The sequence below is a fragment of the Virgibacillus sp. FSP13 genome (genome assembly GCF_054048505.1).
The window spans coordinates 1-26,190 of record NZ_JBSVKG010000001.1 but is presented as its reverse complement, the minus strand read 5'-3'; the positions used below and the strand labels follow the sequence as shown (position 1 = coordinate 26,190).

General features: G+C 40.7%; 20 protein-coding genes. All 20 read right to left on the bottom strand.

Annotated elements, in window-relative coordinates; all coding sequences use genetic code 11:
- Nucleotides 1-142: 142 nt before the first annotated feature.
- The 20 genes from ACW2QC_RS00100 to ACW2QC_RS00005 all read right to left on the bottom strand — a co-directional run bounded on the left by ACW2QC_RS00100 (nucleotide 143) and on the right by ACW2QC_RS00005 (nucleotide 26,040).
- Nucleotides 143-763: a thymidine kinase gene (locus ACW2QC_RS00100; RefSeq protein WP_457541944.1), complete on the bottom strand. Its 621-nt coding sequence runs from the start codon at nucleotides 761-763 to the stop codon at nucleotides 143-145.
- 574 nt (nucleotides 764-1,337) lie between these two features.
- Entirely contained in the window at nucleotides 1,338-1,583 is a 246-nt protein-coding gene (locus tag ACW2QC_RS00095) for a type B 50S ribosomal protein L31 (protein WP_457541943.1), read from the bottom strand.
- Nucleotides 1,584-1,737: 154 nt separating this feature from the next.
- The gene (rho, locus tag ACW2QC_RS00090; RefSeq protein WP_457542263.1) at nucleotides 1,738-3,018 is read right to left on the bottom strand and encodes a transcription termination factor Rho; all 1,281 of its coding nucleotides are present in this window, start codon (nucleotides 3,016-3,018) and stop codon (nucleotides 1,738-1,740) included.
- Nucleotides 3,019-3,556: 538 nt separating this feature from the next.
- Nucleotides 3,557-4,525 (bottom strand): class II fructose-bisphosphatase, encoded by a 969-nt coding sequence (glpX, locus tag ACW2QC_RS00085; protein WP_457541942.1) that lies wholly within the window; start codon nucleotides 4,523-4,525, stop codon nucleotides 3,557-3,559.
- Nucleotides 4,526-4,919: 394 nt separating this feature from the next.
- Nucleotides 4,920-6,206, bottom strand: a complete 1,287-nt coding sequence (locus tag ACW2QC_RS00080) for a UDP-N-acetylglucosamine 1-carboxyvinyltransferase (protein ID WP_457541941.1) — start codon at nucleotides 6,204-6,206, stop codon at nucleotides 4,920-4,922.
- Nucleotides 6,207-6,345: 139 nt separating this feature from the next.
- The gene (gene fsa / locus ACW2QC_RS00075; protein WP_457541940.1) at nucleotides 6,346-6,987 is read right to left on the bottom strand and encodes a fructose-6-phosphate aldolase; all 642 of its coding nucleotides are present in this window, start codon (nucleotides 6,985-6,987) and stop codon (nucleotides 6,346-6,348) included.
- Nucleotides 6,988-7,106: 119 nt separating this feature from the next.
- Nucleotides 7,107-7,964, bottom strand: a complete 858-nt coding sequence (locus ACW2QC_RS00070; RefSeq protein WP_457541939.1) for a class II fructose-bisphosphate aldolase — start codon at nucleotides 7,962-7,964, stop codon at nucleotides 7,107-7,109.
- A 157-nt stretch (nucleotides 7,965-8,121) separates the two neighbouring features.
- The gene (locus ACW2QC_RS00065) at nucleotides 8,122-8,511 is read right to left on the bottom strand and encodes a response regulator (protein WP_457541938.1); all 390 of its coding nucleotides are present in this window, start codon (nucleotides 8,509-8,511) and stop codon (nucleotides 8,122-8,124) included.
- A gap of 181 nt (nucleotides 8,512-8,692) precedes the next feature.
- Nucleotides 8,693-10,297 (bottom strand): CTP synthase, encoded by a 1,605-nt coding sequence (locus ACW2QC_RS00060; protein WP_457541937.1) that lies wholly within the window; start codon nucleotides 10,295-10,297, stop codon nucleotides 8,693-8,695.
- A gap of 459 nt (nucleotides 10,298-10,756) precedes the next feature.
- Nucleotides 10,757-11,299: a DNA-directed RNA polymerase subunit delta gene (gene rpoE, locus ACW2QC_RS00055; RefSeq protein WP_457541936.1), complete on the bottom strand. Its 543-nt coding sequence runs from the start codon at nucleotides 11,297-11,299 to the stop codon at nucleotides 10,757-10,759.
- A 272-nt stretch (nucleotides 11,300-11,571) separates the two neighbouring features.
- Nucleotides 11,572-14,814, bottom strand: a complete 3,243-nt coding sequence (gene icmF, locus ACW2QC_RS00050) for a fused isobutyryl-CoA mutase/GTPase IcmF (RefSeq protein ID WP_457541935.1) — start codon at nucleotides 14,812-14,814, stop codon at nucleotides 11,572-11,574.
- A gap of 16 nt (nucleotides 14,815-14,830) precedes the next feature.
- On the bottom strand, nucleotides 14,831-15,472 hold the full coding sequence (locus ACW2QC_RS00045; RefSeq protein WP_457541934.1) for a TetR/AcrR family transcriptional regulator: 642 nt from the start codon (nucleotides 15,470-15,472) through the stop codon (nucleotides 14,831-14,833).
- Nucleotides 15,469-16,407 carry a methylmalonyl Co-A mutase-associated GTPase MeaB gene (gene meaB, locus ACW2QC_RS00040; protein WP_457542262.1) on the bottom strand — a complete coding sequence of 313 codons (939 nt, stop codon included), beginning with the start codon at nucleotides 16,405-16,407 and terminating at the stop codon, nucleotides 15,469-15,471. The genes ACW2QC_RS00045 and meaB overlap by 4 nt, the downstream gene beginning before the upstream one ends.
- Before the next feature lie 561 nt (nucleotides 16,408-16,968).
- A complete protein-coding gene (locus ACW2QC_RS00035; RefSeq protein WP_457541933.1) occupies nucleotides 16,969-18,108 on the bottom strand; it encodes an acyl-CoA dehydrogenase in 1,140 nt (379 codons plus the stop codon).
- Between the two features lie 12 nt (nucleotides 18,109-18,120).
- Nucleotides 18,121-19,263 carry an acyl-CoA dehydrogenase gene (locus ACW2QC_RS00030; RefSeq protein ID WP_457541932.1) on the bottom strand — a complete coding sequence of 381 codons (1,143 nt, stop codon included), beginning with the start codon at nucleotides 19,261-19,263 and terminating at the stop codon, nucleotides 18,121-18,123.
- A gap of 37 nt (nucleotides 19,264-19,300) precedes the next feature.
- Nucleotides 19,301-20,152 carry a 3-hydroxybutyryl-CoA dehydrogenase gene (locus ACW2QC_RS00025; RefSeq protein ID WP_457541931.1) on the bottom strand — a complete coding sequence of 284 codons (852 nt, stop codon included), beginning with the start codon at nucleotides 20,150-20,152 and terminating at the stop codon, nucleotides 19,301-19,303.
- Nucleotides 20,153-20,237: 85 nt separating this feature from the next.
- A complete protein-coding gene (locus ACW2QC_RS00020) occupies nucleotides 20,238-21,425 on the bottom strand; it encodes an acetyl-CoA C-acetyltransferase (protein WP_457541930.1) in 1,188 nt (395 codons plus the stop codon).
- Between the two features lie 191 nt (nucleotides 21,426-21,616).
- Nucleotides 21,617-23,722: a heterodisulfide reductase-related iron-sulfur binding cluster gene (locus ACW2QC_RS00015; RefSeq protein WP_457541929.1), complete on the bottom strand. Its 2,106-nt coding sequence runs from the start codon at nucleotides 23,720-23,722 to the stop codon at nucleotides 21,617-21,619.
- A gap of 213 nt (nucleotides 23,723-23,935) precedes the next feature.
- Nucleotides 23,936-25,603 carry an arginine--tRNA ligase gene (gene argS, locus ACW2QC_RS00010; protein WP_457541928.1) on the bottom strand — a complete coding sequence of 556 codons (1,668 nt, stop codon included), beginning with the start codon at nucleotides 25,601-25,603 and terminating at the stop codon, nucleotides 23,936-23,938.
- Entirely contained in the window at nucleotides 25,600-26,040 is a 441-nt protein-coding gene (locus ACW2QC_RS00005) for a DUF1934 domain-containing protein (protein WP_457541927.1), read from the bottom strand. Before ACW2QC_RS00005 ends, argS begins: the two co-directional genes overlap by 4 nt.
- Between the last annotated feature and the right edge of the window lie 150 nt (nucleotides 26,041-26,190).

Genomic DNA, 26,190 nt, shown 5'->3' with positions numbered 1-26,190 from the left:
TGTGACTATAGATTTTGAAAATAGGTAAATAGTGAAGGATAATGCTTGAGGGGGGGAATTGTTCCAATCTTGACAACCATAAGATCACGGAGGCATTCAAATTCTACTCTCACAAAAAAAGAACGCTTCATAGGCGTTCTTTTCACTTCGATAATTTAGCTAAGCTTTTTAGTATTTTGTTACTGGGTTTATTCGGAACTTCATGATGATGACGGCATCTTGGTTCATAGGATTCGGATGCCCCAACTAAAATAATTGGATCATCATAGGATGCTGGCTTTCCGTTAATTAAACGCTGTGTTCGGCTTGCAGGAGAGCCGCAAATTGGGCAAATAGCATTTAATTTTGAAACAGATTCACTTAATGCCATTAATTTCGGCATTGGTCCAAATGGCTCTCCGCGAAAGTCAGTGTCTAATCCAGCAATGATGACACGAATTCCTTTGTTCGCTAGCTCCTCAGCTACCGCGACAATTTCCTCATCAAAAAATTGAACTTCATCAATTCCGATGACATCAATATTTCCATTAATGTGTTCCAAGATTTCAGCAGAGTTTTTAATAGGACGGGCTATTGTTGATGTACCATTATGGGAAACAACGGATTCATCATCATAACGGTTATCAATTGCCGGTTTAAATACGCGTACAGATAGATTGCCATATGTTGCTCTACGGACCCGACGAATTAATTCCTCTGATTTACCAGAAAACATACTGCCACAAATTACTTCTACCCAACCACTTTGTTTCATTACATACACGAGCGGGTCTCTCCCTTCTTAGTGGTTACATATGTAGTAGTTTTACCACTAATTTAGCAGAATATATCACTTATCTTTTGTATTATAAAAGTAAAAAAACAGGCAACGTTTAGACAATTTGCCTGTTTTTATGCCTACGGATGTAGGTTTGTTCGATGTTGCCATATGAGATGGCGCTGTTAGTCGAACGTTCTTTTTTTAATCAATCCAGCTTCAAGGGCTAGCGGCTCGAGTCATAGTCAATGGGCATTCCAAACGCCAAAGATCAGGCGTTTTCCGGTCCCTTGCTTATGCGTCCGCCTCTAAACAGTCGCCTCAGCCTTTTATTCAATCCAGTTCCGCCTCCCAGGGGCTGCCGTCATAAGCAATGGGCATTCCAAACGCCAAAGATCAGGCGTTTTCCAGCCCCTTGCTTATGAGTCCGCCCCTAACCGGTCGGCTCCACTTTTTACTCAATCCAGTTCCGTGGGCTAGCGGTTCGAGGCATAAGCAGTAGACACTCCGAGCGCTAAAACCATGCGCTCTCCGGTCTCCTGCTTATGCTTTTCACCGCTAAGCAAGCCCACTCCACTTTTTATTTCATATTATATTTTTTCTTGAATCGGTCTACGCGGCCACCGACTTTGTCAGCTTTTTGTTTACCTGTGTAGAATGGGTGTGAATCTGAGCTGATCTCAACTTTGATTAATGGGTATGTGTTACCATCTTCCCATTCGATTGTTTCTTCTGAGCTTTGTGTTGAGCCGCTCAAGAATTTAAAGTCTGAGCTTGTATCAAGAAATACAACTTTTCTGTACTCTGGATGGATATCCTTTTTCATGTCTTTCCACTCCTTTTTGCCCTGAGTCCATTAGAAACAGAGTTATTGTAAGAGCCGTCATAGGTATAAAAACCTTATCTAAACTCACATAAAAAGATTATACCAGTGTGTGCTTTTGATTGCAATAGGATAAGCACTCACTGGTTATATTTACTTATCGTTTCGTTCCTCGCCGCTTCATATCCTCTTCTAATTGTTGAAAAAACTCATCATTGGTTTTCGATGCTTTCAAGCGTTTCAAGAAGCGATCAAGAAAGTCATTGGAATCTTGCATCGTTTTACGAATCGCCCATATTTTATCAAGATGGGTTTTCGGAACAAGTAACTCCTCTTTTCGTGTACCAGATCGCAAAATATCGATCGCTGGGAAAATTCTTCTTTCTGCCAAATTACGATCCAGGTGCAGTTCCATATTACCTGTACCCTTAAATTCTTCATAAATAACATCATCCATACGTGATCCTGTATCAACTAAGGCAGTTGCTAAAACGGTGAAACTACCGCCTTCTTCAATATTTCGTGCTGCACCGAAGAAACGTTTCGGTCTGTGAAATGCTGCTGGGTCAATCCCGCCGGAAAGTGTTCTACCACTTGGAGGAATAACCAGATTATACGCACGCGCCAGCCTTGTAATACTATCCATTAAGACGATCACATCACGTTTATGCTCAACAAGACGCATTGCACGTTCCAATACGAGTTCCGAAACCTTAATATGACTTTCTGGAACCTCATCAAATGTCGAACTGACAACATCAACATCTGCATGTACGGATCGTTCAATATCCGTTACTTCTTCTGGTCGCTCGTCCACTAATAAAATAATTAATTTTGCTTCGGGGTGGTTTTCCGAAATACTGTTGGCAATTTCCTTTAACAGCATCGTTTTCCCCGCTTTTGGCGGTGCAACAATTAATCCACGTTGACCAAAACCGACTGGGGTCATTAAATCAATAATTCTAGTAGATAACTTTCTTGCACCTGTTTCTAAATTCATTAACCGATCTGGATACAATGCCGTTAACGCCGGGAAATGAACACGTTCCTTTGCAGAATCAGGGTCTTCCCCATTGACAGCATCTACATGTAATAATCCGTAGTAGCGCTCGTTTTCTTTTGGAGGACGGACCTTTCCAGAAACCTTATCCCCATTACGTAAGTCAAAACGCCGAATTTGTGAAGCCGAAATGTAGATATCCTCTGCACTAGGAGAATAATTAATTGGTCTTAAGAAGCCAAAACCTTCAGATGGAATAATTTCTAAAATACCGTCCATAAACAAATATCCGTCTTTTTCTGCTTGAGCCTTTAAGATGGCAAAAATAAGTTCACGTTTTGTTAGTTTTGCATAGTAGGATACTTTATATTCCTTTGCTAGTGCATAAATTTCTTTTAATGTAAGTGTCTCTAAATGAGAAATTGTTAATGTAGCCATTCCATCACCACGCCTATTCATTTTTCATCTTGCAATTTGTTAACAATAAATCTGAAATAATTTCACTAAAACAATAGATAAGTAAAATGTAGCTTTCACTCAAACGTTTACAACGATTTCTTTACTTTTATTTCTTAATTTATAAACAGTGATTAACACTATTGACCGACTGACTTGATTATTGTTTTCCTTGAGATTTCTTCTTCTTTTTTTGAAGTTATGCCTTTGAAATGAAGAATTGTCGGAAGCTAGAATAGAAGTTTGTTGTATATCAATTATATTAGCCATTCTTTACTATTATTAAACATCTACAATATTACCTTTTTCGATCGTAATATTCAACTCTATTTTTATAAAATACATTAAGAATTTAATAGAGAAGGAAGCCAAAGTAAAATGGCTTCCTTTTTTTACTTGAAAATAAAGAAATATAACTTAAATTAGGCATGTGACGTAATAGCAGAATCAGTCACGACCCGGTCCAGTCAATACGTCGCTAAACGGGCGCTTGCACTTTTGTTCTTGTTTGTAATATGGGTTAAGGTTTTATTACGAGGTTCGGTTTTTTCATTAAGCTATGATCGCCATCGATAAAACGAACAGTTCCACTTTTAGCACGCATTACAACCGTTTGTGTTGTTGCTTTAGCGCCTTTGAACTGAACGCCTTTTAATAGTTCCCCATCCGTTACACCGGTTGCGGCAAAAATCGCATCATCTCCACCACAGAAATCTTCCATTGTTAATACTTTATCGAAATCTGTGATCCCCATTTTTTCACAGCGAGAACGTTCTTCATCGTTTGATGGAATAAGCTTCCCTTGAATCTCACCACCAAGACATTTCAATGCTACAGCAGATAATACGCCTTCTGGAGCACCACCTACTCCAAATAGAATGTCAACACCTGTATCATCAAATGCTGTATTCATTGCACCAGCTACATCACCGTCAGGGATTAATTTAATTCTTGCCCCTGCTTCACGGATTTCCTCGATCAATTTAGCATGTCGAGGTCGATCCAGCACAATAGCTACTATATCTTCAATATTTTTGCCTTTTGCCTCTGCTACAGCTTGTAAATTTTCACGTGTCGATGCATTTATATCTACTTTACCAACAGCTTCAGGACCTACTGCAAGCTTTTGCATGTACATATCTGGTGCGTGCAGTAATTTCTCGTGGTCTGCTATCGCAATTACAGCTAAGGCGTTCCATGTACCTTGAGCAACAATGTTTGTTCCCTCTAATGGGTCAACAGCTACATCAACCTTTGGACCGGAACCAGTACCAAGCTTTTCCCCGATATAAAGCATTGGCGCCTCATCCATTTCGCCTTCTCCAATAACAACAGTACCTTGCATTGGGATCGTGTCAAAAACATCACGCATAGCTGACGTTGCTGCGTCATCTGCTTCATCTTTCTTACCTCGTCCCATCCAACGAGCTGATTTTAACGCTGCTGCCTCTGTTACACGTACGATTTCCATTGTTAAACTTCTTTCCATGGTTTTTCTCCCCTTAATGTAGAATTTCTCATCCCATGGATATTGAAAAGCGAAGCGGGTTTTGTCACCCGCTATTATCTATTTATGTTTTTTAAGTTTAGGCTCTGTATTGTTCGCAACAAGGTGAGCCACGTCCAGCTCCAGCGCCCAGCGACTAGTGGCCAACACCCGCCTCCGTACGATAAGTCAACATCGGTTCAGGTATTGAAGGAGGGCCGACTAAAACCGGACTTTGCGTCCAACGTCGGCATACCCCTGTTGCAGGGGCATGTTTCCTTTATCTCCTGCGGTAGGAATGTTCGATTAAGAACGCCGCTATGCGCGGCAACATCGAACCACCCGTGTTGCACGGGCGCAGTCCATACGTCGCTAATCGGGCGCTTACGCTTTTGTTTTAAGAGTTCTGAAATTGCTCGATTTCTTGTTCATCCATTTCTTCGCGCCAGACATTCGCCCCGAGGCTGGTTAGTTTTTCTGTTATATTTTGGTATCCTCGGTCAATATGCTCAAGTCCGGTTATTTCAGTAACTCCATTTGCCATCAAGCCGGCTATAACAAGCGCGGCACCAGCACGTAAATCAGTTGCCTTCACTCTTGCTCCTTCAAGTTGGACTGGACCAGAAACAATTGCTGATCCACCTTCCACCTTTATTATAGCATTCATTCGCCTTAATTCGTCAATATGTTTTAAACGAGCCGCATAAATTGTATCTGTCACAACACCGGTATTAACCGCTTTTGTTAATAATGTTGTAAATGGTTGCTGAAGATCAGTTGGGAAGCCAGGGTATACGAGTGTTTTTATATCCACACTTTTCAATGGTTGCTTGGAAGCGATCAATAGCTGTTCCTCACCTTCTTCAACGGTTACACCCATTTCACGCAATTTGGCAAGCAATGATTCTAAATGCTGTGAAATAACATTGTCGATGACAACTTCATTCCCGGCAGCTGCGGAAGCAATCGCATATGTGCCTGCCTCAATCCTATCGGGGATAATGGTATGTCTGCAGCCATGTAGATGTGGAACACCTTCAATACGAATGACATCCGTTCCAACCCCTTTAATTTTTGCTCCCATATTGGTAAGTAGTGTAGCAACATCAATAATTTCTGGCTCTTTTGCCGCATTTTCAATAATCGTTTTCCCTTTAGCTTTAACGGCTGCGAGCATAATATTAATGGTCGCTCCTACACTAACAACATCCAAATAAATTCGTGCCCCTGTAAGTTCCTCAGCTCGAATATAAATAGCACCTTGTTCATTGGTAACTTTGGCACCTAAAGCTTCAAAGCCTTTGATATGCTGATCAATTGGTCGCGGCCCTAAATGGCAACCACCTGGAAGTCCAATGACCGCTTGTTTAAATTTCCCAAGCATAGCACCCATAAAATAATAGGATGCCCTAAGCTTCTTCACTTTTCCGTTGGGCAATGGCATGGAAATCATCTGTGCTGGATCAATATGAACTGTTTGACCATCCCATGCAACTTTGCCGCCAATTTCCTCAAGTAGACCTCCTAGTGTGTAAACATCTGATATTTCTGGTAGTCCTTCAATTGTTACATCAGAATCGGCCAATATTGCGGCTGGTAAAAGTGCAACTGCACTATTTTTGGCGCCACTAATTCGCACTTTGCCATTCAATACATGGCCACCTTCTACTAACATTTTTTGCAATTGGAAAACCCCGCCTTTTGAGGTAGTTCAAAAATACATTTGAACACACACGAAATAATTTATTCTTGCACTATATGACGATTAAACGGACGCTTCCGCTTTTGTTTTAGCTTGCACATTTTTTCCAGTTTCATGCGCGTTATTTTTGATTATTCCAGTCAGCAAGAAACTTTTCAATTCCTTGATCTGTTAATGGATGCTTTACAAGTTGTCCTAACACTTTATATGGAATAGTGGCAATGTGTGCGCCATTTAATGCTGCGTCTGTGACATGCAATGGATGGCGTATGGATGCCGCAATTATTTCTGTTTCAATTCCGTGACAGTCAAAAATTTCAGCAATGGTAGCAACCAAATTCATTCCTTCTTGACCAATATCATCTAAACGTCCTAAAAATGGTGAGACGTACGTCGCTCCGGCTCGTGCCGCAAGTAATGCTTGGTTTGCATTAAAGATTAATGTTACATTTGTTTTAATGTTGGCATCGCTAAATGCTTTTACCGCCTTTAATCCTTCAAGAGTCATCGGAACTTTAACCGTGATATTCGGTGCAATAGCTGCTAGTTCTTTCCCCTCTTTAATCATACCTTCTGCATCTTCAGAGATAACTTCAGCACTTACAGACCCTGAAACTTCTTTAGTTATTTCACGAAGACGGTCATGAAAGGATACACCCTCTTTTGCAACGAGACTTGGATTCGTTGTTACACCTGCCAAGATTCCAAGGGCATTTGCTTCACGAATTTCATCAATATTTGCCGTATCAATAAAAAATTTCATATTAAAAAGCTCCTCCATATCTTTACATTTTATTTTAAACAAAAGTTGACAAAGGAAACTGGCGGATAATCCTTCCAACTTTCTTTGTCATCCTTCATTTTGTTCGTTTATTCAGTGGCTTACGCTTGGTTTGATGAACCAAATTCGCGCATTTTACCAATTACTGTTTCTTTAATTGCGTCACGTCCAGGTCCCAAGTATTTACGAGGATCGTATAAATCAGGTTTATCATTTAATACTTCACGAACCTTTTTTGCTTGAGCAATTTGATTTTCTGTGTTGACATTAATTTTTGCCGTGCCTAATGAAATAGAATGTTGAATATCTTTTGTTGGGATACCAGTACCACCATGTAATACTAAAGGAAGCTCGATTGTTTTGGAGATTTCCTCCATTTCCTTAAACCCTAGATTAGGTTCGCCCTTGTATGGTCCATGAACAGAGCCAAGTGCCGGCGCTAAACAATCAATGCCTGTCTTATTAACTAGCTCTAAACATTCCTTAGGATCAGCATAAATGACACCATCAGCAACAACGTCGTCTTCTTGTCCGCCAACTGTACCAAGTTCTGCTTCAACGGAAACACCATGGATATGTGCTAGTTCAACCACTTTTTTCGTCACCGCAATATTTTCTTCTAATGGGTCGTGTGAAGCATCAATCATAACAGAAGTAAATCCTGCTTGAATTGCTTCAGCGGCTTTCTTAAAGCTTGAGCCATGATCTAAATGAATAGCAACTGGAACTGTTATGCTTTTTGCTTCCATTAACGCTTTAACCATTGCCACAACAACTTTAAAGCCACCCATATATTTTCCAGCACCTTCAGACACACCTAAAATAACGGGTGATTTTTCCGCTTCAGCTGCTTCCAGTATTGCTTGGGCATATTCCAAATTATTTAAATTAAATTGTCCAACAGCATAACCATTTGCTTTCCCTTTTTCAAGCATTTCCTTCATTGATACTAATGGCATACTATATATCCTCCTTCATAGACACCCGTTCATCTACTTAAATTAATTTTAGCTACCATTTAAGAATACCAATTCGTTACCAATGTAGCAAGAAAATGAAGAAGAAATAAGAAGCAAACGCTGCCGTGTCGCTTCAGAAATCTAAAAAACGTATTATTTATTTACCCTCCCCTTGTGCTTGTACTTTCCCGTCCAATAAAATTTTAACCGTTGAACATATATCTTGAATATTAAATGGTTTCGCAATAACCTCTCGCACCATGCTAAAATTTTGCGATTCCTTAACTACTTCCTCTGCCAAACCACTCATCAAAATGGCAGGTGTTGTTACCCCTTGTTTATCCAAGCGTTGTAAAACCTCTGCCCCATCAACAATTGGTAGTTTATAGTCCAGCATAATTAAATCAAATGTGTTACTATGTAATTTTTCCAATGCTTCTTTCCCTGTATTTGCTGTCTCAACTTGGTAGCCTTCATTTGTAAAAACTTCCTGAAGCAACAATCGTATACCAGGTTGATCATCAACAATTAATATTTCTCTTCTCATAGAATTCAACCCATCCTTATTCGTAACAATATCTCTCTGCTATAGTTATTTCGCTATAAAACAGCCTATCTCCTTTTTTTTAGCGAACAAATCTCAAAAACAAGTCATATTTATGAGATGGGCACCTATTCAATTCCACACAAAAACCCGCCACAATAGCGGGTTTAGTGTTTGAGAAATATTATTGTTGAAAGTTTACTGCAGCTCCGATAAATCCAGCAAATAAACTTTGTGGTCTTGTTGGACGTGATTTAAACTCCGGATGAAATTGACAAGCAACAAACCAAGGATGGTTGTTTAACTCAATTGTTTCCACTAACCTTCCATCAGGACTTGTCCCTGAGAAAATAAATCCGCTTTCCTCCATCTGTTCACGGTAGTCATTATTGAATTCATACCGATGACGATGGCGTTCATAAACGAGATCCTCTCCATCATATGCAGCTTTTGTTTTCGTTCCATCCTGTAGTTTACATGGATAAATTCCTAATCTTAATGTACCACCTAAATCGGAAATGTTTTTCTGTTCCGGAAGTAAATCAATGATTGGATATGGTGTTTCCGGATCAATTTCTGCTGAATGCGCACCGTTTAATCCTAGTACATTACGAGCATATTCAACTGTTGCTAATTGCATTCCAAGGCAAATGCCGAAAAACGGAATATTATTTTCCCGTGCATACCGAATTGCTTCAATTTTTCCTTCGATACCTCGATCACCAAATCCACCAGGTACTAAAATTCCGTCAACCTGATCCAATTCATGTTTGATCGACTCTTTATCCAATTTTTCTGCATTAATCCAATGAATGTTAATATCTGTATCATAAAGAAATCCTGCATGTTTTAGCGATTCCACAACCGAAATATAGGCGTCTGGCAATTCAACATACTTCCCGACAAGCCCGATGTTTACCGTTTTTGACAGATTTCGAACCTTTTTCACAAGTGCTTTCCATTCGTCCATTTCGGCTGGCTGACAATCTAGTCCAAAATGGTCACATGTTAATTGGTCTAAATGCTGTTCTTGAAGGGCGATTGGTACTTGATAGAGTGTATCGGCATCACGCATTTCAATAACTGCTTGTTCGTTTATATCACAAAACAAGGCGATTTTTTCCTTCATATCTTTACTGATCGGCAATTCCGTTCGTAAAACAATCGCATCTGGCTGAATGCCCAATGAGCGCAATTCCTTTACACTGTGCTGGGTTGGTTTTGTTTTCATTTCTCCAGCTGCCTTAATATATGGAACAAGTGTACAATGAATATACATCACATGATCACGGCCAATATCACTTTTAATCTGACGGATAGCTTCTAGGAACGGTAATGATTCAATATCACCTACTGTACCGCCGATTTCCGTGATCACGACATCCGCCTTTGTTGCCTGTCCAGCGCGGAATACTTGCTCTTTAATTTCGTTCGTGATATGCGGAATAACCTGAACTGTACCGCCTAAATAATCACCACGACGTTCTTTCTTAATAACACTTGAATAAACTTTCCCCGTTGTAATGTTAGAGTATTTATTTAAATTGATATCGGTAAAACGTTCATAGTGTCCTAGATCCAAGTCTGTTTCTGCGCCATCTTCCGTAACAAAAACTTCACCATGCTGATATGGACTCATTGTTCCAGGATCCACATTAATGTACGGATCGAATTTTTGAATCGTTACTTTTAGCCCTCTATTTTTTAACAATCTTCCTAATGATGCTGCTGTAATTCCCTTTCCAAGCGATGAAACAACACCGCCAGTTACAAAAATATACTTTGTCACTACTTTTCCCTCTTTCTGTTAGGCTGTTTTCTAAAAAATTAGGACTGCGATTACTCGCCCCATCGAAATCATTTGTTGTTTTTGACACAATAGTTATAAAATGCGCAGTAATTACCGCTACGAAAATACACTTCGCATTTTATATCAACTAAGCAACAAACATTACGAAATGAGCCTTCTGTTATCATGTACGCGTTATTCCTTCGTTCTAAAAAATATAATTACCATTAATGTGTGTAAAGGTACATTATTTAAACGTGTAAAATGTTTGGGTTCTCTTAAATGTGCGTGTTCAAAAACTGGCAAAGAAATAAGCATGCATACTTATTATTTAGCATTTTTGAACATCCCAGTAAAACACGAAAAGCGTTCCCCCAATTAGGGGGAACGCTTTGAATTCTGATTTAAAGAGCCCAATAAGCATTGTACTCATATGCTTAGAAAAAGTCAAGCTACTAATTACTTTTTATCATCCTCTTCTTCCTCTTCATCTTCTTCAACATCTAGTTCTTCATCATCTTCATCAAACTCATCATAGTCATCTTCATCGTCGAAATCATTATCGAAGCTTTCGTCATCGTCATCATCCGTCACTTTGCCAGTCAGTTTCTCAATATCTTCGTCAACGATATTAAGCTCCTTTTCGACAGATTCAAACGTTTCCTCTTCTTCTTCTACTTTTTTCTTCTTCGGCTTTTTTGCTTTCTTCTTTTTCTTCGGTTCTGCTGTTATTTCTTCATCAATTTGTTCAACGGGATACCAACGTTTCAATCCCCACATGTTTGAACCAAGCGTCATAAAATGCCCATTAATGTTTAAATCAGTATAAAACTGAGCAATAAATTCCCGCTGTTCATCCTCTGAGAATCCTTTTAATTCAGCTACCTTTTTGAAAATATCTCTAAAATCAAGTGCCTTTTTTTCATCTGTTAAAATTAAATCTGCCAAATCAACCATTGACATATTTGCTAATTCTTCGTGGCCATAGTTTTTCAAGCTCACGCTACCGCACTCCCTTTTCTTGTGTAATGAAGGCTTTGCAATGCCCATTTTTTTGTAATAATACTATTTATTAATAATCTACATGATTACTGAATTTCCACTTACCAGTTAACAAAGCGTTCGTATCTACCTGTGCTCCCGCTTTTGATTATAATCCATACCATACATTATAAACAAATCAAAGCTGATTATGCTAGTGATAGACCTAAAAAAGTTGAGAAAAGCAAGATTGCTTTTCTCAACTTTTATCATTGCCTCTTGTCAGCCTCATATTACATATTTCTTCTATACTGTCCGCCTACTTCATACAGTGCATTGGTAATTTGGCCAAGGCTTGCTACTTTAACTGTTTCCATTAATTCTGCAAAAATATTTCCGCCTGATGCTGCAACTTGTTTTAGTTGTTTTAATGCGGCATCAACATGCTCTTTATTTGCATTCTGGAACTTGTGCAATTCACTAATTTGATGTTCTTTCTCTTCAGTCGATGCACGAGCAAGTTCCATGGAGTCAATGTCTTCCTCTGAAGGTGGATTTGGACTTAAGTACGTGTTCACCCCAACAATCGGTAGATCACCGGAATGTTTTTTACCTTCGTAATAAAGTGATTCCGCCTGAATTTTACCACGTTGGTATTGGCGTTCCATTGCTCCTAAAACACCACCACGGTCATTCATCTTTTCAAATTCCTGCAATACTGCTTCTTCGACAAGATCTGTTAATTCTTCTACAATAAACGAACCCTGCAACGAGTTTTCGTTTTTCGTTAAACCAAACTCTTTATTGATAATCATTTGAATTGCCATTGCACGTCGTACCGATTCTTCGGTTGGTGTTGTAATTGCTTCATCATAAGAGTTTGTATGCAAGGAATTACAGTTATCTTGAATTGCTAATAGTGCTTGTAGTGTTGTGCGAATATCATTAAACTGAATTTCCTGAGCATGCAGCGACCTTCCAGACGTTTGTACATGGTATTTCAATTTCTGGCTTCGCTCGTTGGCACCATATTTATCACGCATTGTTACCGCCCAAATCCGACGCGCCACACGACCAATCACTGTATATTCCGGGTCAAGTCCATTTGAGAAGAAGAATGATAGATTTTTTGCAAATTTATTAACATCCATGCCTCTGCTCAAGTAGTATTCGACATAGGTGAACCCATTCGCTAATGTGAAGGCAAGCTGAGTAATTGGGTTCGCTCCTGCTTCTGCGATATGATAGCCAGAAATTGAAACAGAATAATAGTTTCGTACCTTTTTATCAATGAAATACTGCTGGATGTCGCCCATCATCCGTAAGGCAAATTCTGTTGAGAAAATGCACGTGTTTTGCCCCTGATCTTCCTTCAAAATATCCGCTTGCACCGTTCCACGAACAACTGCTAAGGTATCATCTTTTAGCTTTTCATACTCTTGCTTGTTAGGCTCGCGACCATTCTCTTCCTTGAATTTGGTAATTTGCTGATCAATTGCCGTATTGAAAAACATCGCCAAAATAATTGGTGCAGGTCCATTGATGGTCATCGAAACGGATGTTAATGGGTTTGTTAAATCAAAACCATCATAAAGTTTTTTCATATCATCAAGCGTACAAATATTAACGCCACTTTCGCCAACTTTACCATAAATATCTGGACGTGGCGCCGGGTCTTCCCCATACAATGTCACAGAATCAAATGCTGTAGAGAGCCGTTTTGCATCATCATTCTTGGAGAGGTAATGGAAGCGGCGGTTCGTGCGTTCTGGTGTACCTTCTCCAGCGAACTGGCGTGTTGGATCTTCCCCCTTGCGCTTAAATGGGAAAACCCCTGCAGTAAATGGAAATGCTCCTGGAACGTTTTCTTTCAGTAGCCAGGTTAAACGCTCTCCCCAATCGGTATACTTTGGAAATGCGACTTTCGGAATCTTTAATCCGGACAATGATTCTGTGACGATATCCATGTCAATCTCTTTATCACGTACAGAAAACGTCATTTTTTCCTGGCTGTATCTTTCTTTCGTTTCATCCCAGGAATCGAGCAATTTTTTCGCTCTCGGGTCTAGTTTTTCCTCATAAGCTTCGATAGTTTGATCGATTGTTTTGACCACATTGTCATCATCGATCGTTTCTTTAACACCTTCCAATTGGAAAAGCTTGCGCGCAATGTCACTTTGCTTTTCTGTATTGCTATGATAATTACGTACGTGTGTGGCAATTTCACGTAAGTAATGACGGCGTTCATTGGTAATAATCATGTTTTGCTTTTCCGCAATGGTATTACGATTGAAGTCTGTTTCACTGTTCCAATCATATTTTTCATTTAACGTATCAATAATCGATGCGAATAATGCATTTGTACCTTCATCATTAAACTGACTGGCAATCGTGCCAAAGACAGGGAACTTTTCTTGGTCCTGATGAAATAGCATATGGCTTCGTTCATATTGCTTCCTTACTTGATTTAATGCATCTTCTGACCCTTTTTGTTCAAATTTATTGATAACGATAAAATCAGCAAAGTCGATCATGTCGATTTTCTCCAGTTGTGATGGCGCACCAAATTCCGCTGTCATAACATACATGGACAGATCAGTAATATCCGTGATCGCAGCGTTCCCTTGCCCAATACCACTTGTTTCCACAATGATAAAGTCATAACCTGATGCTCTGACAACATCAATCACATCTTGGATTGCCTTGGAAAGCTCATCCCTGGAATCACGTGTTGCCAATGAGCGCATATAGACACGGTCGGTAAAAATAGCGTTCATGCGAATCCGGTCGCCAAGTAGTGCTCCGCCTGTTTTCCGTTTGGTTGGATCGATCGAAATAATGGCGATTTTTTTATCCGGAATTTCATGAATGAAGCGGCGGATTAATTCATCGGTCAATGAACTTTTTCCAGCACCACCAGTTCCGGTAATACCAAGGACAGGTGTATTTGTATTTGATTGTTTCCGGATGTCTTCAAGTATAGTTTGCTTTTCCTCATTATCCACTGCTTCATTTTCCATATAAGTAATAAATCGGGCTATTGTTCCGCGATCCCCTTTGGTCAGCTTTTGTTGATCTTTCTTTACGTCAACTGGCGGAATAAAATCACACTTCTCCAGCACACGATTAATCATTCCTTGCAGACCATATTTTCGCCCGTCTTCTGGTGAAAAGATCCATGTTACGCCATAGTCATGAAGTTCTTTAATCTCACGGGGCAGAATAGTTCCTCCACCACCGCCAACGACTTTAATATGATCTGCGCCAAGTTCTTTCAAGAGATCGACCATGTATTTAAAATACTCCACATGACCACCCTGATAAGAGGAGATTGCAATCCCTTGAACATCCTCTTGAACAGCAGCATGAACAACCTCTTCAACTGAACGATTATGTCCTAAATGAATAACCTCAGCACCACTAGCCTGCATAATTCTGCGCATAATATTAATTGATGCATCGTGTCCGTCAAATAAACTTGAAGCGGTTACAATACGGACAGGATTTTTCGGATAATAGACCTCTACTTGTTCCATTATCAAGTGCCTCCTTTTAAGCGTTTTTCTCCCCTAATTGTTCTTGATCAATCGTTAAACTTTTTAATAAATAATCGATTTGACCGTCGATGTATTCATCAAGTGTAAATTGCTTTTGGAGTATCCATCTTCTGAACCCCCACATTTGCCCCTGAACAAAAATGTTGTTGGACAAAAGTTCCGCATCCTGCTTGGATAATTGGCCAGGCAAGCAGGCTACAAGAGCACGCTCAAGCATACCAACCATATCCCGCTCTTTCTGGAGAACGTAATCCCTTGACTCCTTTTTCAATGACTTTACTTCCTGATAAAGGATCAATACTTCCTCCTGCATCTCATCCATAAGGTAGAAAAATGATCGAATCATCGAAATAAAATTTTCCATAGAGGGGGATTTCAAGTCGATTTTTGCTTCTAACCGTTCCCGAACCTGATGGTGAATGGAATCAACAACCAAAAATAAAATATCTTCCTTCGTTCGGATATATTCATACAATGTACCGATACTAAACCCGGATTCTTTCGCAATTTCCCTTGTTGTTGTCCGGTGAAAACCTTTTTCTTTAAAAAGGGTGATCGCACCTTGAATCATTTGGTTACGACGTTTTTCAATTAAAACTTGATCTTTAACAGAAGAAAGAACGTGTTTATTTGTCATGTCACACTTCTCCCTTCTTTTTTCCATTTTTGATACCAATCACGTGCTAATTTGTATGGATCACTGGTTTCATCAACTTGCAATGTATCATCGGTTTTGACAAATTTCTCGACATCCCGCCATATTTCTTCGCGAATCAATTCGTACACCTCAAGCTCTTGTTGCATAATCCGACGTTTTGTACCCACTTTTGTTTGGTATAGGAAATCGTGATGTGCATTGATTTTTTCCCACAATTTATCAATGCCTTTATTTTCCGTTGTAATTGTTTTGACGATTGCTTTCTCATGTTCATCATTTTTCGTCATCATGATCAGCTCTTTTAATAGCGCTTTTAACTTGCCGTAACCGGGGAGATCTGCTTTATTAATGACGAATAGATCAGCTATTTCCATAATTCCTGCCTTGAAAATCTGCAGAACATCCCCACTATTTGGCGTTAACACGAGTGCTGTCGTATCAACTATTTTCATAATGTCCAGTTCGGATTGACCGACCCCTACCGTTTCCACGATGACAACATCAAATCCGTATGCATCACAAGTTCGAACTGCATCCTTCGTGGCACGTGCTAAGCCACCTAAACTACCGCGGGTCGCCATACTACGAATATAGACCCCATCATCCGTGAAATGCTGGTTCATGCGGACCCGATCACCGAGTAATGCGCCTCCGCTAAAAGGGCTGGTAGGGTCGACTGCAATGATCGCAACGGTTTTGCCTTCGCTACGGATATGGGTAATTAACCGATTTACTAAAGAACTCTTCCCTGCACCAGGTGAGCCGGTTATCCCAACATAGCGGGCGTGCTTCTTTTGAGAAAAAACATCACTTAAAAGTGTCAGCTTATCCGGATGATCATTTTCAACCATCGTGATTGCTTTTGCCAGCGCCCTCATATCCTGTTGTCTCATCCGTTCAACTAGTGCATGCATGGGATTCATCCTTTCTTTTTTTCGTAGTGCTGTTTTCGCAATTGTTTGTTGCTTTTCCATTTCGTAGTCGAGAGAAACTGCTTCATAGTGTTTTATTAATTGGCGCTTCACCTAGCACTCCGAAATTTGAGTCGAAGTAAGTGCTCCGTTGATTTCCGTTCCGGGCAGTCGCTTTCCGCGGGCACGGCTTCAGCCTCCTCGGAAGAAAACCACTTCCTGCGGGGTCTTCAGACTCGTGCTGTTCCCGCAGGAGTCGACTGCCCTTCACTCCAATCAACTATATTAAAAAAATGGATAATAATTATTGTTATTTGATCCAGCAATAGATGTTGGAAATTGCAAACGTATTATATACCAGTGGAGGAAATACACGTAGACTCCAGCGGGAGGGAAGGCCTAGGTGAGACCCCTTAGTGCTCAGCTCGAGGAGGCTCAGCAGCCGCCCGCGGAAAGCGAAGTGTATTTCCGGAACGGCGGGAGAGCAACTTCCTGGTTACGTCGCATTTTATATCTATTGTGTCAAAAACAACCTTCCGTAGTGCTGTATTCTTGATCAAAATGTTATTTGGTTAGCATTCTACCGATAACGAGCCGTTGTACTTCGTTTGTTCCTTCATAGATTTGGGTGATTTTTGCATCGCGCATGTAGCGTTCAACTGGATAATCTTTCGTGTAGCCGTAGCCACCGAAGACTTGCACTGCTTCGACTGTTGTGCGCATTGCTGCATCACCAGCATACAATTTTGACATTGCGGATGCTTTTCCGTATGGCAAGCCTTCTGATTCTAGCCATGCCGCTTGATAGGTTAATAGACGAGCAGCTTCGACTTCTGTTGCCATGTCAGCTAGTTTGAATGAAATTCCCTGGTTACGGGCGATTGGTTTACCGAATTGTTCACGCTCTTTTGCATAATCAACTGCTGCATCAAGTGCGCCTTGAGCAATTCCTAATGCTTGTGCAGCAATTCCATTCCGTCCGCCATCAAGCGTTGTCATGGCAATTTTAAAGCCTTCTCCTTCTGCACCGAGCATGTTTTCCTTTGGTACACGGCAGTTTTCGAAAATCAATTCAGTTGTTGGTGATGATCGAATGCCTAATTTCTTTTCTTTTTTACCAAACATAAATCCTTCTGTACCTTTTTCAACAATAAATGCGCTAACCCCTTTATGTTTCGCATCTGGATCTGTTTTTGCAAAGACGATATAAATGTCCGCAACACCACCATTGGTAATCCATACTTTATTACCATTTAGTACGTAATGGTCGCCATCTTTTTTCGCAACCGTTTTCATTGATGCCGCATCACTGCCTGCACCAGGCTCAGATAGTGCATAAGCTCCTAATGCTTCACCTGTTGCTAAACGATGTAAAAATGTTTTCTTCTGGTCCTCATTTCCATATTTATAAATCGGCCAGCTACAAAGGGAAAGGTGGGCAGAAAGTGTTACCCCAGTTGATGCACATACACGCGACAATTCCTCTACTGCAATAACGTAACTGACAAAATCTGCACCAATTCCACCATATTCTTCCGGCCACGGAATTCCTGTTAGGCCAAGTTCCGCCATTTTATCAAAAAGTTCGCGGTCAAAGCGCTCTTCCTCGTCCCGTTCTGCCGCTGTTGGTTCAACATCCTTTTTGGCAAAATCACGGACCATTTTACGTAGCATTTCTTGTTCGTCGGTTAGTTGAAAATTCATTTTTTGTCCCCCTTAATCGAGTAAAAGATGTCTTGAAATAACAATGTGTTGAATTTCGTTTGTTCCTTCATAGATTTCGGTTATTTTTGCATCACGGAAAAGGCGTTCAATCGGATAATCCTCTGTATACCCATAACCACCGTAAACTTGAACCGCTTCAATTGCTGTTTGGCGTGCCGTTTTTGATGCATACATTTTCGCCATCGATGCTTCCTTGCTGCATGGAATATTTTGCTGGACGAGTGATGCTGCATGGTAGGTTAATAGCTTTGCAGCCTCGACTTCTGTTGCCATATCAGCCAATTTAAAGGAAATTCCTTGATTATGAGCAATTGGTTTACCGAATTGCTCCCGCTCTTTTGCATAATTCACAGCATATTCAAGTGCTGCCTCGCCAACACCTAGGCTTTGGGCAGCGATACCGATGCGTCCGACATTTAAGTTCGACATAGCAATTTTAAAGCCTTCTCCTTCTTTGCCAAGCAGCTGCTGTTTCGGTACAACACACTGATCAAAATTGAGCTGTACAGTATTTGAACCATGTAATCCCATTTTCTTTTCTTTCTTACCGACCACGAGACCTGGTGTATCCTTTTCTACGATAAATGCGCTGACACTGCTGTTTCCTTGTTCGTCTTCTGTGCGGGCGAATGTAATGTACGTATCCGCTTCACCACCATTTGTAATAAACACTTTCGAGCCGTTTAAAATATAATTGTCACCGTCTTTTTTTGCCTTCGTTTTTAGACTAGCAGCATCAGACCCAGCGCCAGGCTCGGTTAAGGCAAATGCGCCAAGGTATTCGCCGGATGCAAGTTTTGGTAAATATTGTTTCTTTTGTTCCTCATTGCCAAAATAACGGATTGGATTTGTCCCAACAGATGTATGTACAGATAAAATAACACCAATTGTGGCACTAACCTTTGACAGCTCATTAATGGCTATGATATACGACGTGAAATCCATGCCGCTTCCACCGTATTCTTCAGGGATCGGGATACCCATTAACCCGAGTTCGCCCATCTTCTTAATAAGTTCCCGTGGGAAGCGATCCTCTCGCTCCATCCGATCTACTTCTTGTGCGACTTCTTTTTGGGCAAAATCACGCACCATTTTTCGCATCATTTCCTGTTCTTCGGAAAAATGTAAATTCATACATTCGCCCCCTCTTCTGTGTGTCATGCTAGTAGTATTAATTATATTGATAAAATCCGCGGCCAGACTTTTTACCAAGCCAACCGGCGTTTACATATTTTCTAAGTAACGGACATGGACGGTATTTGCTATCACCAAATCCTTCATGAAGCACTTCCATAATATACAAGCACGTGTCCAAGCCAATGAAATCAGCTAATGTTAATGGTCCCATTGGATGATTCATGCCAAGCTTCATCACTGTGTCAATATCTTCTACTGATGCAACACCTTCATGTAGCGCAAACACAGCCTCATTAATCATCGGCATTAAAATGCGATTCGCAGCAAATCCGGGTAGGTCGCTTACCTCAACAGATGTTTTCGATAATTTTTCAGACATGTCTTCGATTGTTTGATAGGTTTCATCACTCGTTTGCAGTCCGCGAATAACTTCGACAAGTTTCATCACGGGAACCGGATTCATAAAATGCATGCCAATTACCTGCTGCGGCCGATTGGTTGTTGCGGCAATTTCTGTGATTGGTAACGAAGATGTATTCGATGCAAGAATGGCATGTTTTGGTGTGATTTTGTCGAGTTCTGAAAAGACGCTTGCCTTCACATCCATATTTTCGACAACAGCCTCAATGACGACATCACGATCTGCTGCATCGGCTAATTTTGTCGACGGGTGAAGTCGGTTCAACGTATCTACCTTTTGTGACTCTGTCAAGCGTTCTTTTTCCACCGCACGTGTTAATAATTTTTCAATATTTTTCATCCCTTTATCAAGGGCTTGCTCGTTCATATCATTTAAAAAAACATCAAAACCAGACTGTGCACAGACCTGAGCAATCCCCGCACCCATTTGTCCAGCACCAATGACCATCACCTTTTGAATTTCCATTATCCATTTCCTCCCATTTTGGGACATGGGGACAGGTTAGTTGTCCCGCCTTCACTGGGACAAGGGACCTGTCCCCATGTCCCGATTATTGTTTCGGTACGTCGATTAATATTGCGTCGCCTTGACCGCCGCCACTGCAAATTGCTGCGATTCCCAATCCGCCACCACGGCGCTTTAGTTCATGGATCAAGGTTAAAATTATGCGCGCACCACTAGCCCCGATTGGATGACCTAGGGCAACTGCACCTCCATTGACGTTCACTTTCTCTGGATCAATACCAGCTATTTGGCCACTTGCCAAGGATACGACTGCGAAAGCCTCATTGATTTCAAACAGATCGATATCATCTTTCGTGTACCCTGTTTTTTCTAGTAATTTATTAATTACAAGTCCTGGTGTTTGCGGGAAGTTTTTCGCTTCAACCGCTACTTCTGCATGACCAAGGACGGTTGCCATTGTTTCTTTGCCTAATGCTTTTGCTTTTTCGTCAGACATGACAACAAATGCACATGCACCATCATTAACCCCAGGTGCATTCCCAGCAGTGACCGTACCATCTGGGTCAAATGCCGGACGCAATTTTGCTAGTTTGTCTATACTAGTATCTTTACGCGGCGCCTCATCTGTATCAACAACAACCGGATCCCCTTTACGTTGCGGAACCTCTAATGCAACTATTTCCTCGGCAAATTTACCAGTTTCGATTGCTTCAACTGCCCGTTGATGACTGCGAAGCGACCACTCATCCTGCTGCTCTCTTGTTACATCAAATTCCTCAGCTGTTGAGTTTCCATAATTTCCCATGTGTATCCCTTCAAATGAACATGTTAATCCATCGTGTACCATCATATCGATTACTTTCTTATCACCCATGCGATTTCCCCAGCGTGCATCTGGTAAGTAGTATGGTGCATTGCTCATGCTTTCCATCCCACCAGCAACAATCACTTCTTCATCACCTAGACGAATCAATTGATCTGCCAATGTTACACTGCGAAGGCCTGACGCACACACTTTATTAATCGTTTCTGTTTTTACCTCCCATGGGATGCCTGCTTCACGAGCTGCCTGACGTGAAGGAATTTGCCCTTGACCGCCTTGCAATACAGTGCCCATAATGACTTCATCAATTTCTGATTCTGATAGACCAGCGCGATCTAATGCCTCACGAATTGTCTTGCCACCTAATTGAGAAGCAGTAAATGACTTCAATGCTCCACCAAATTTACCAAATGGCGTTCGTGCCCCTGAGACGATAACAGTTTTTCTCATTATTAAACCATTCCTTTCAAAATGTAATGTCCTTCTATTCTAAAAGACTTTGATAACGCTTACTATTATTGATTGAACGCTCGCTCACTATAGATTCTGAAAAGGAGAGGGGTCCTGTTATGACGCCCCTCCAATTCTTTTTACTTTAGCGATTCATCGTGGAACTTCGAAAAGGCCCAGCAAGCATTTACTTAAGCTGTCTTCACTTCTTCTTCAACAAGTACGGACAGTGCAAGAATTTCTGCAACATCCATTGTGCTAATATCTTCTTCAACCTCTTTCGCTTTCGTACCGTCACTCAACATTGTCAGGCAATATGGACACGCACTCGAAATCATTGATGGTTGAACCGCCATTGCTTGTTCTGTTCGGGAAACGTTAATCCGGTTACCCGTTGTTTCCTCACTCCACATTAATCCACCGCCAGCACCACAACACATCGCGTTTTCGCGGCTACGATCCATCTCAACAAGCTCAAGGCCCGGGATAGACTTCAGAATTTCTCTTGGTGGATCATAAACACCATTATACCTTCCTAAGTAGCAGGAATCATGATATGTGAGCCTTTCCCTAATTTCCTTTTTGGGTGCAAGTTTTCCATTCATTACAAGATCAAAGAGCATTTGTGTATGATGGTAAACCTCAGCCTCAAAGCCAAAATCAGGGTACTCATTTTTGAAAATATTGTAGGCATGCGGATCGATTGTAACAATCTTTTTCACGTCATGCTTTTCAAATTCCTTGATATTCTTCTCAGCAATTTCCTGGAATAAAAATTCATTTCCGATACGACGAGCAGTATCGCCCGAGTTTGCTTCTTTGTTACCTAATATTGCAAAGCTTATTCCTGCTTTGTTCATTAGTTTTGCAAACGCAAGCGCGATTTTTTGACTGCGGTTGTCATATGCACCCATAGAACTTACCCAGAATAGGTATTCAAAGTCTTTATCTTCTTTTTTCAATTCTTTCATTGTTGGAATGTAAACAGATTCATCTAATTCACGCCATTTGATACGGTCTTTTTTCGATAGACCCCATGGATTTCCTTGACGTTCAATATTCATCACAGCGCGCTGTGCATCCGGGTCCATTTTTCCTTCCGTCATTACGAGATAACGGCGTAAGTCAATAATTTTGTCAACATGCTCGTTCATCACTGGGCAAGCATCTTCACAGTTACGGCACGTCGTACAAGCAGAAAGTTCTTCTTCTGTAATAACATCACCAATTAAGCTAACGTTTTGAATGCTTGCTGCCGCTTCTGAATTCGCAATTTGGTTTCCTTTTGTGTTCGAAAAGGCATAGGATGGTACCCATGGCGACTTACCCGTTACTGCAGCACCTTTTTCAGTTAGATGGTCACGAATTTTGACCATTAAATCCATCGGCGAAAGCATTTTTCCAGTGCCCGCTGCTGGACATACATCTGTACAACGGCCACATTCCACACATGCATAAAAATCAATCATCTGGTATTGCTCGAAATCTTCTACTTTTCCGACACCAAAGGAAATTTCATCTTCATTTTCTTCAGCATCTTCATCAATATCAAAATCTAGTTTCTTTAATTTTCCCGGAACACGTTTACTTAAGAACACATTGATCGGTGCTGCAATTAAGTGTGCGTGTTTCGATTGCGGTACATAAACTAAAAACGTTAGGATCGTAATCGCATGAATCCACCAAGCTAAATAGAATACAACAGCAGCTGCAGCCGGTGACATCCAGCCGAATCCCATACCTATCAAACTAGCAACCGGTTCTGACCATGTCGCTTCATGACCATGCCAGATTTGTGCCATCCCGTTACCAACTAGAACAGATAACATTAACGTTCCAATAAAAATGAGAACAAGGCCAGCTTTAAACCCGCGTTTAAGGCGGACAATTTTTTCAACATAACGGCGGTGAAAGCCAATTGCTACAGCCACCAAGATCATTAACGTAACAAGTTCTTGGAAAAATGTAAAACCAGGATAGAACAGTCCAAACGGTAAATGCTTACCTGGCGCCAGTCCTTTGACAAACATATCAATGGCACCAAATTGAACGAGTAAAAACCCGTAGAACATCATGACATGCATGATTCCGGACTTTTTATCCTTTAACAGCTTTGATTGGCCAAACACAATTTTACCAATTCTCCGCAAACGCTCTTTAATTTCCCCATCAAATACTGATTTTTTACCCAGTTTGATATATGCTGTCCGCGTTGCTATTACTCTACCGAATAAATATAATCCATAGATAACGACAACTGTGAACACAATTGCATTTATCAGCAAAAACGTATCCATTCCCGCTCCCCCTTTGTTTATTATAACCGAAAATGACAGCGATTGCATTTTTCGGAAAATTAAACTCACTGTATCTCCCTTAAAAAGATTATACTACTACTTTAAATGTGAATGATCATTCAGTCAACATATTTTTTTATAATTGTCATTATTTTAAAGTGCGTATTCAAAAAGAAATGCCCCCCCTACCTAACAAAAGATAGGGAGACATGTTTACATTTTTTCCGGTGCGGATACACCAATTATTTGTAGACCGTTGGCAATAGTAATGCGTACGGCTTTCATCAGTGCGATACGTGCCTTTGTGCGTTCTGGGTTTTCCGGATCTAACACTTTTTCGGCATTGTAAAAGCTATGCAATAATGATGCCAGGTCAAAGATATATTGTGTCACCTTATGTGGTGTTGCCTTTGCTGCAGCATCAGCAATCGTTTGTGGAAACCCACCTAATTTTTTCAGCAGGTCCATTTCCTTTTCAGCCGTTAACAAACTCGCGTCATAGCCCTCAGCAGCCAAACCTTTTTCTTCAGCTTGTTTCAGCATGGTACAGATTCTTGCGTGTGCATATTGAACATAATAAACAGGGTTATCATTGGACTGTGAACGCGCCAGATTTAAATCAAAGTCAAGCTGTGAATCGTTCGAACGGGTGACAAAGAAATAACGTACGGCATCAACACCCACCTCGTCCATTAACTCACGCAGTCCAACAGCATTACCTGTTCGTTTACTCATGCGCAGTTTTTCACCGTTTTCAAATAGGTTAACCATTTGAATAATCTTGACATCCAACTTATCTTTATCATAGCCAAGTGCCTGAATTGCTGCACGCATCCGCGGAATATAGCCGTGATGGTCGGCGCCCCACACATTCACAATTTTATCAAAGCCACGTTCCAACTTATTTTGATGGTAAGCGATGTCTGGAGTCAGATAAGTGTAATTTCCATCCTGCTTAATCAACACACGATCTTTATCATCACCAAAGTCTGTTGAACGGAACCATGTTGCCCCATCTTTTTCATAAATATAATTGCCTTGCTTTAACGTATTTAAGGCATCCGTGATTTTGTCTTCTTTATATAAAGATCGTTCAGAAAACCAGCTGTCAAAATGAACATGAAACTCAGCTAAGTCTCTTTTTATTTTGCCCATTTCATATTCCAAACCATATTCCTTAAAAAAGGCCAGACGTTCTGCTTTATCTGTGTTTACCCATTTGTCGCCATATTCTTCAGCAAGCTTTTCACCGATTTCAATTATATCTTTTCCTCGATAACCATCCTCCGGCATCTCAGCATCCATATTCAAAGCTTGCAAATAACGCGCTTCAACAGACAATGCTAGATTGTCAATTTGTTTACCAGCATCATTCATGTAGTATTCCCGCTCAACACTGTAGCCTGCTGTATCCAACACATTGCAAAGCACATCACCAAATGCTGCTCCACGCGCATGGCCCAGATGTAAATCACCCGTTGGATTCACCGATACAAATTCAACTTGGATTTTCTCACCTTGCCCAGCATTCGTTTTCCCGTAATTTTTTTCAGCTTCCAATATGGTAGGAATAAGTTCACTTAAAAAATCGTTTTTCGTAAAAAAGTTGATGAATCCAGGTCCAGCAATTTCAACTTTTTCAATCGATGCTTTTGTCTGATCTAAATTTTCCACGATATCTTGTGCTATTTGCCGTGGTGCCTTTTTCGCAATTCGTGCAAGCTGCATCGCAATATTTGAGGCAAAATCGCCATGTGCCTTGTCTTTCGGTTTCTCCAAAATTATTTGTGGCAGTTCTTCTTTAGCTGCTAGTTCCGCCTTTATGACTGCTTCTGCAATTTCCTGTCTTAACGTTTCTTCGGTTTGTGCTAATACGTTCATTTGGATTCCTCCTCTTTCATAACCATTGTTAATTGATGCTTGCGCGCGTCTTGTCCATTTAGACTTACCGTATAACTTATCGCTAAGTGCCCTTGTTTGGTAGCGGTTATCGGCTGGTAATCTATTTTCTCTGTTTCAGTTTCCATATGTAAATTTCCATGCGGGTGTTGGAAAACATTCTCAGTGGTTTGATTCAAGTGAAATTGCTGATGCATCTGAACCGGCCCCGTCCGTTTAATGCTCACCTTTTCCGGTTGTATGGTCACTAAATTTTTGATTGGGTCGCTATTTTCATGGTGTTCATCATATGTTAATACATTCATATTGTTGCGGTTATATAAAAATCCGGTCGCGTTCGTTGTTGTCTGTTCGATCTGCCCATTATCCTCAATGGTCATCTGGAGTTTAATCGACACTCGGGTTTGTTGTGCATCCATCAAATCGCTCCTGCTTTAAAAATCGGATATTTACTTATTATAGCGATAAATGGGGGAGGATTTCAATATTAAGGTGTGTTGATGGCAGTTTTTGCTTCTCGCGCCGATGTTTTGCTTCTCGCGCCGATGTTTTGCTTCTCGCGCCGATGT

Coding starts and splice junctions, on each gene's coding strand:
- ACW2QC_RS00095 (WP_457541943.1), bottom strand. CDS start 1,583: ATGAAAAAGGATATCCATCCAGAGTACAGAAAAGTTGTATTTCTTGAT.
- rho (WP_457542263.1), bottom strand. CDS start 3,018: ATGGCTACATTAACAATTTCTCATTTAGAGACACTTACATTAAAAGAA.
- glpX (WP_457541942.1), bottom strand. CDS start 4,525: ATGGAAAGAAGTTTAACAATGGAAATCGTACGTGTAACAGAGGCAGCA.
- fsa (WP_457541940.1), bottom strand. CDS start 6,987: ATGAAATTTTTTATTGATACGGCAAATATTGATGAAATTCGTGAAGCA.
- ACW2QC_RS00070 (WP_457541939.1), bottom strand. CDS start 7,964: ATGCCATTAGTATCAATGAAGGAAATGCTTGAAAAAGGGAAAGCAAAT.
- ACW2QC_RS00065 (WP_457541938.1), bottom strand. CDS start 8,511: ATGAGAAGAGAAATATTAATTGTTGATGATCAACCTGGTATACGATTG.
- icmF (WP_457541935.1), bottom strand. CDS start 14,814: ATGGAACAAGTAGAGGTCTATTATCCGAAAAATCCTGTCCGTATTGTA.
- ACW2QC_RS00045 (WP_457541934.1), bottom strand. CDS start 15,472: ATGACAAATAAACACGTTCTTTCTTCTGTTAAAGATCAAGTTTTAATT.
- meaB (WP_457542262.1), bottom strand. CDS start 16,407: ATGCATGCACTAGTTGAACGGATGAGACAACAGGATATGAGGGCGCTG.
- ACW2QC_RS00035 (WP_457541933.1), bottom strand. CDS start 18,108: ATGAATTTTCAACTAACCGACGAACAAGAAATGCTACGTAAAATGGTC.
- ACW2QC_RS00030 (WP_457541932.1), bottom strand. CDS start 19,263: ATGAATTTACATTTTTCCGAAGAACAGGAAATGATGCGAAAAATGGTG.
- ACW2QC_RS00025 (WP_457541931.1), bottom strand. CDS start 20,152: ATGGAAATTCAAAAGGTGATGGTCATTGGTGCTGGACAAATGGGTGCG.
- ACW2QC_RS00020 (WP_457541930.1), bottom strand. CDS start 21,425: ATGAGAAAAACTGTTATCGTCTCAGGGGCACGAACGCCATTTGGTAAA.
- ACW2QC_RS00015 (WP_457541929.1), bottom strand. CDS start 23,722: ATGGATACGTTTTTGCTGATAAATGCAATTGTGTTCACAGTTGTCGTT.
- argS (WP_457541928.1), bottom strand. CDS start 25,603: ATGAACGTATTAGCACAAACCGAAGAAACGTTAAGACAGGAAATTGCA.
- ACW2QC_RS00005 (WP_457541927.1), bottom strand. CDS start 26,040: ATGGATGCACAACAAACCCGAGTGTCGATTAAACTCCAGATGACCATT.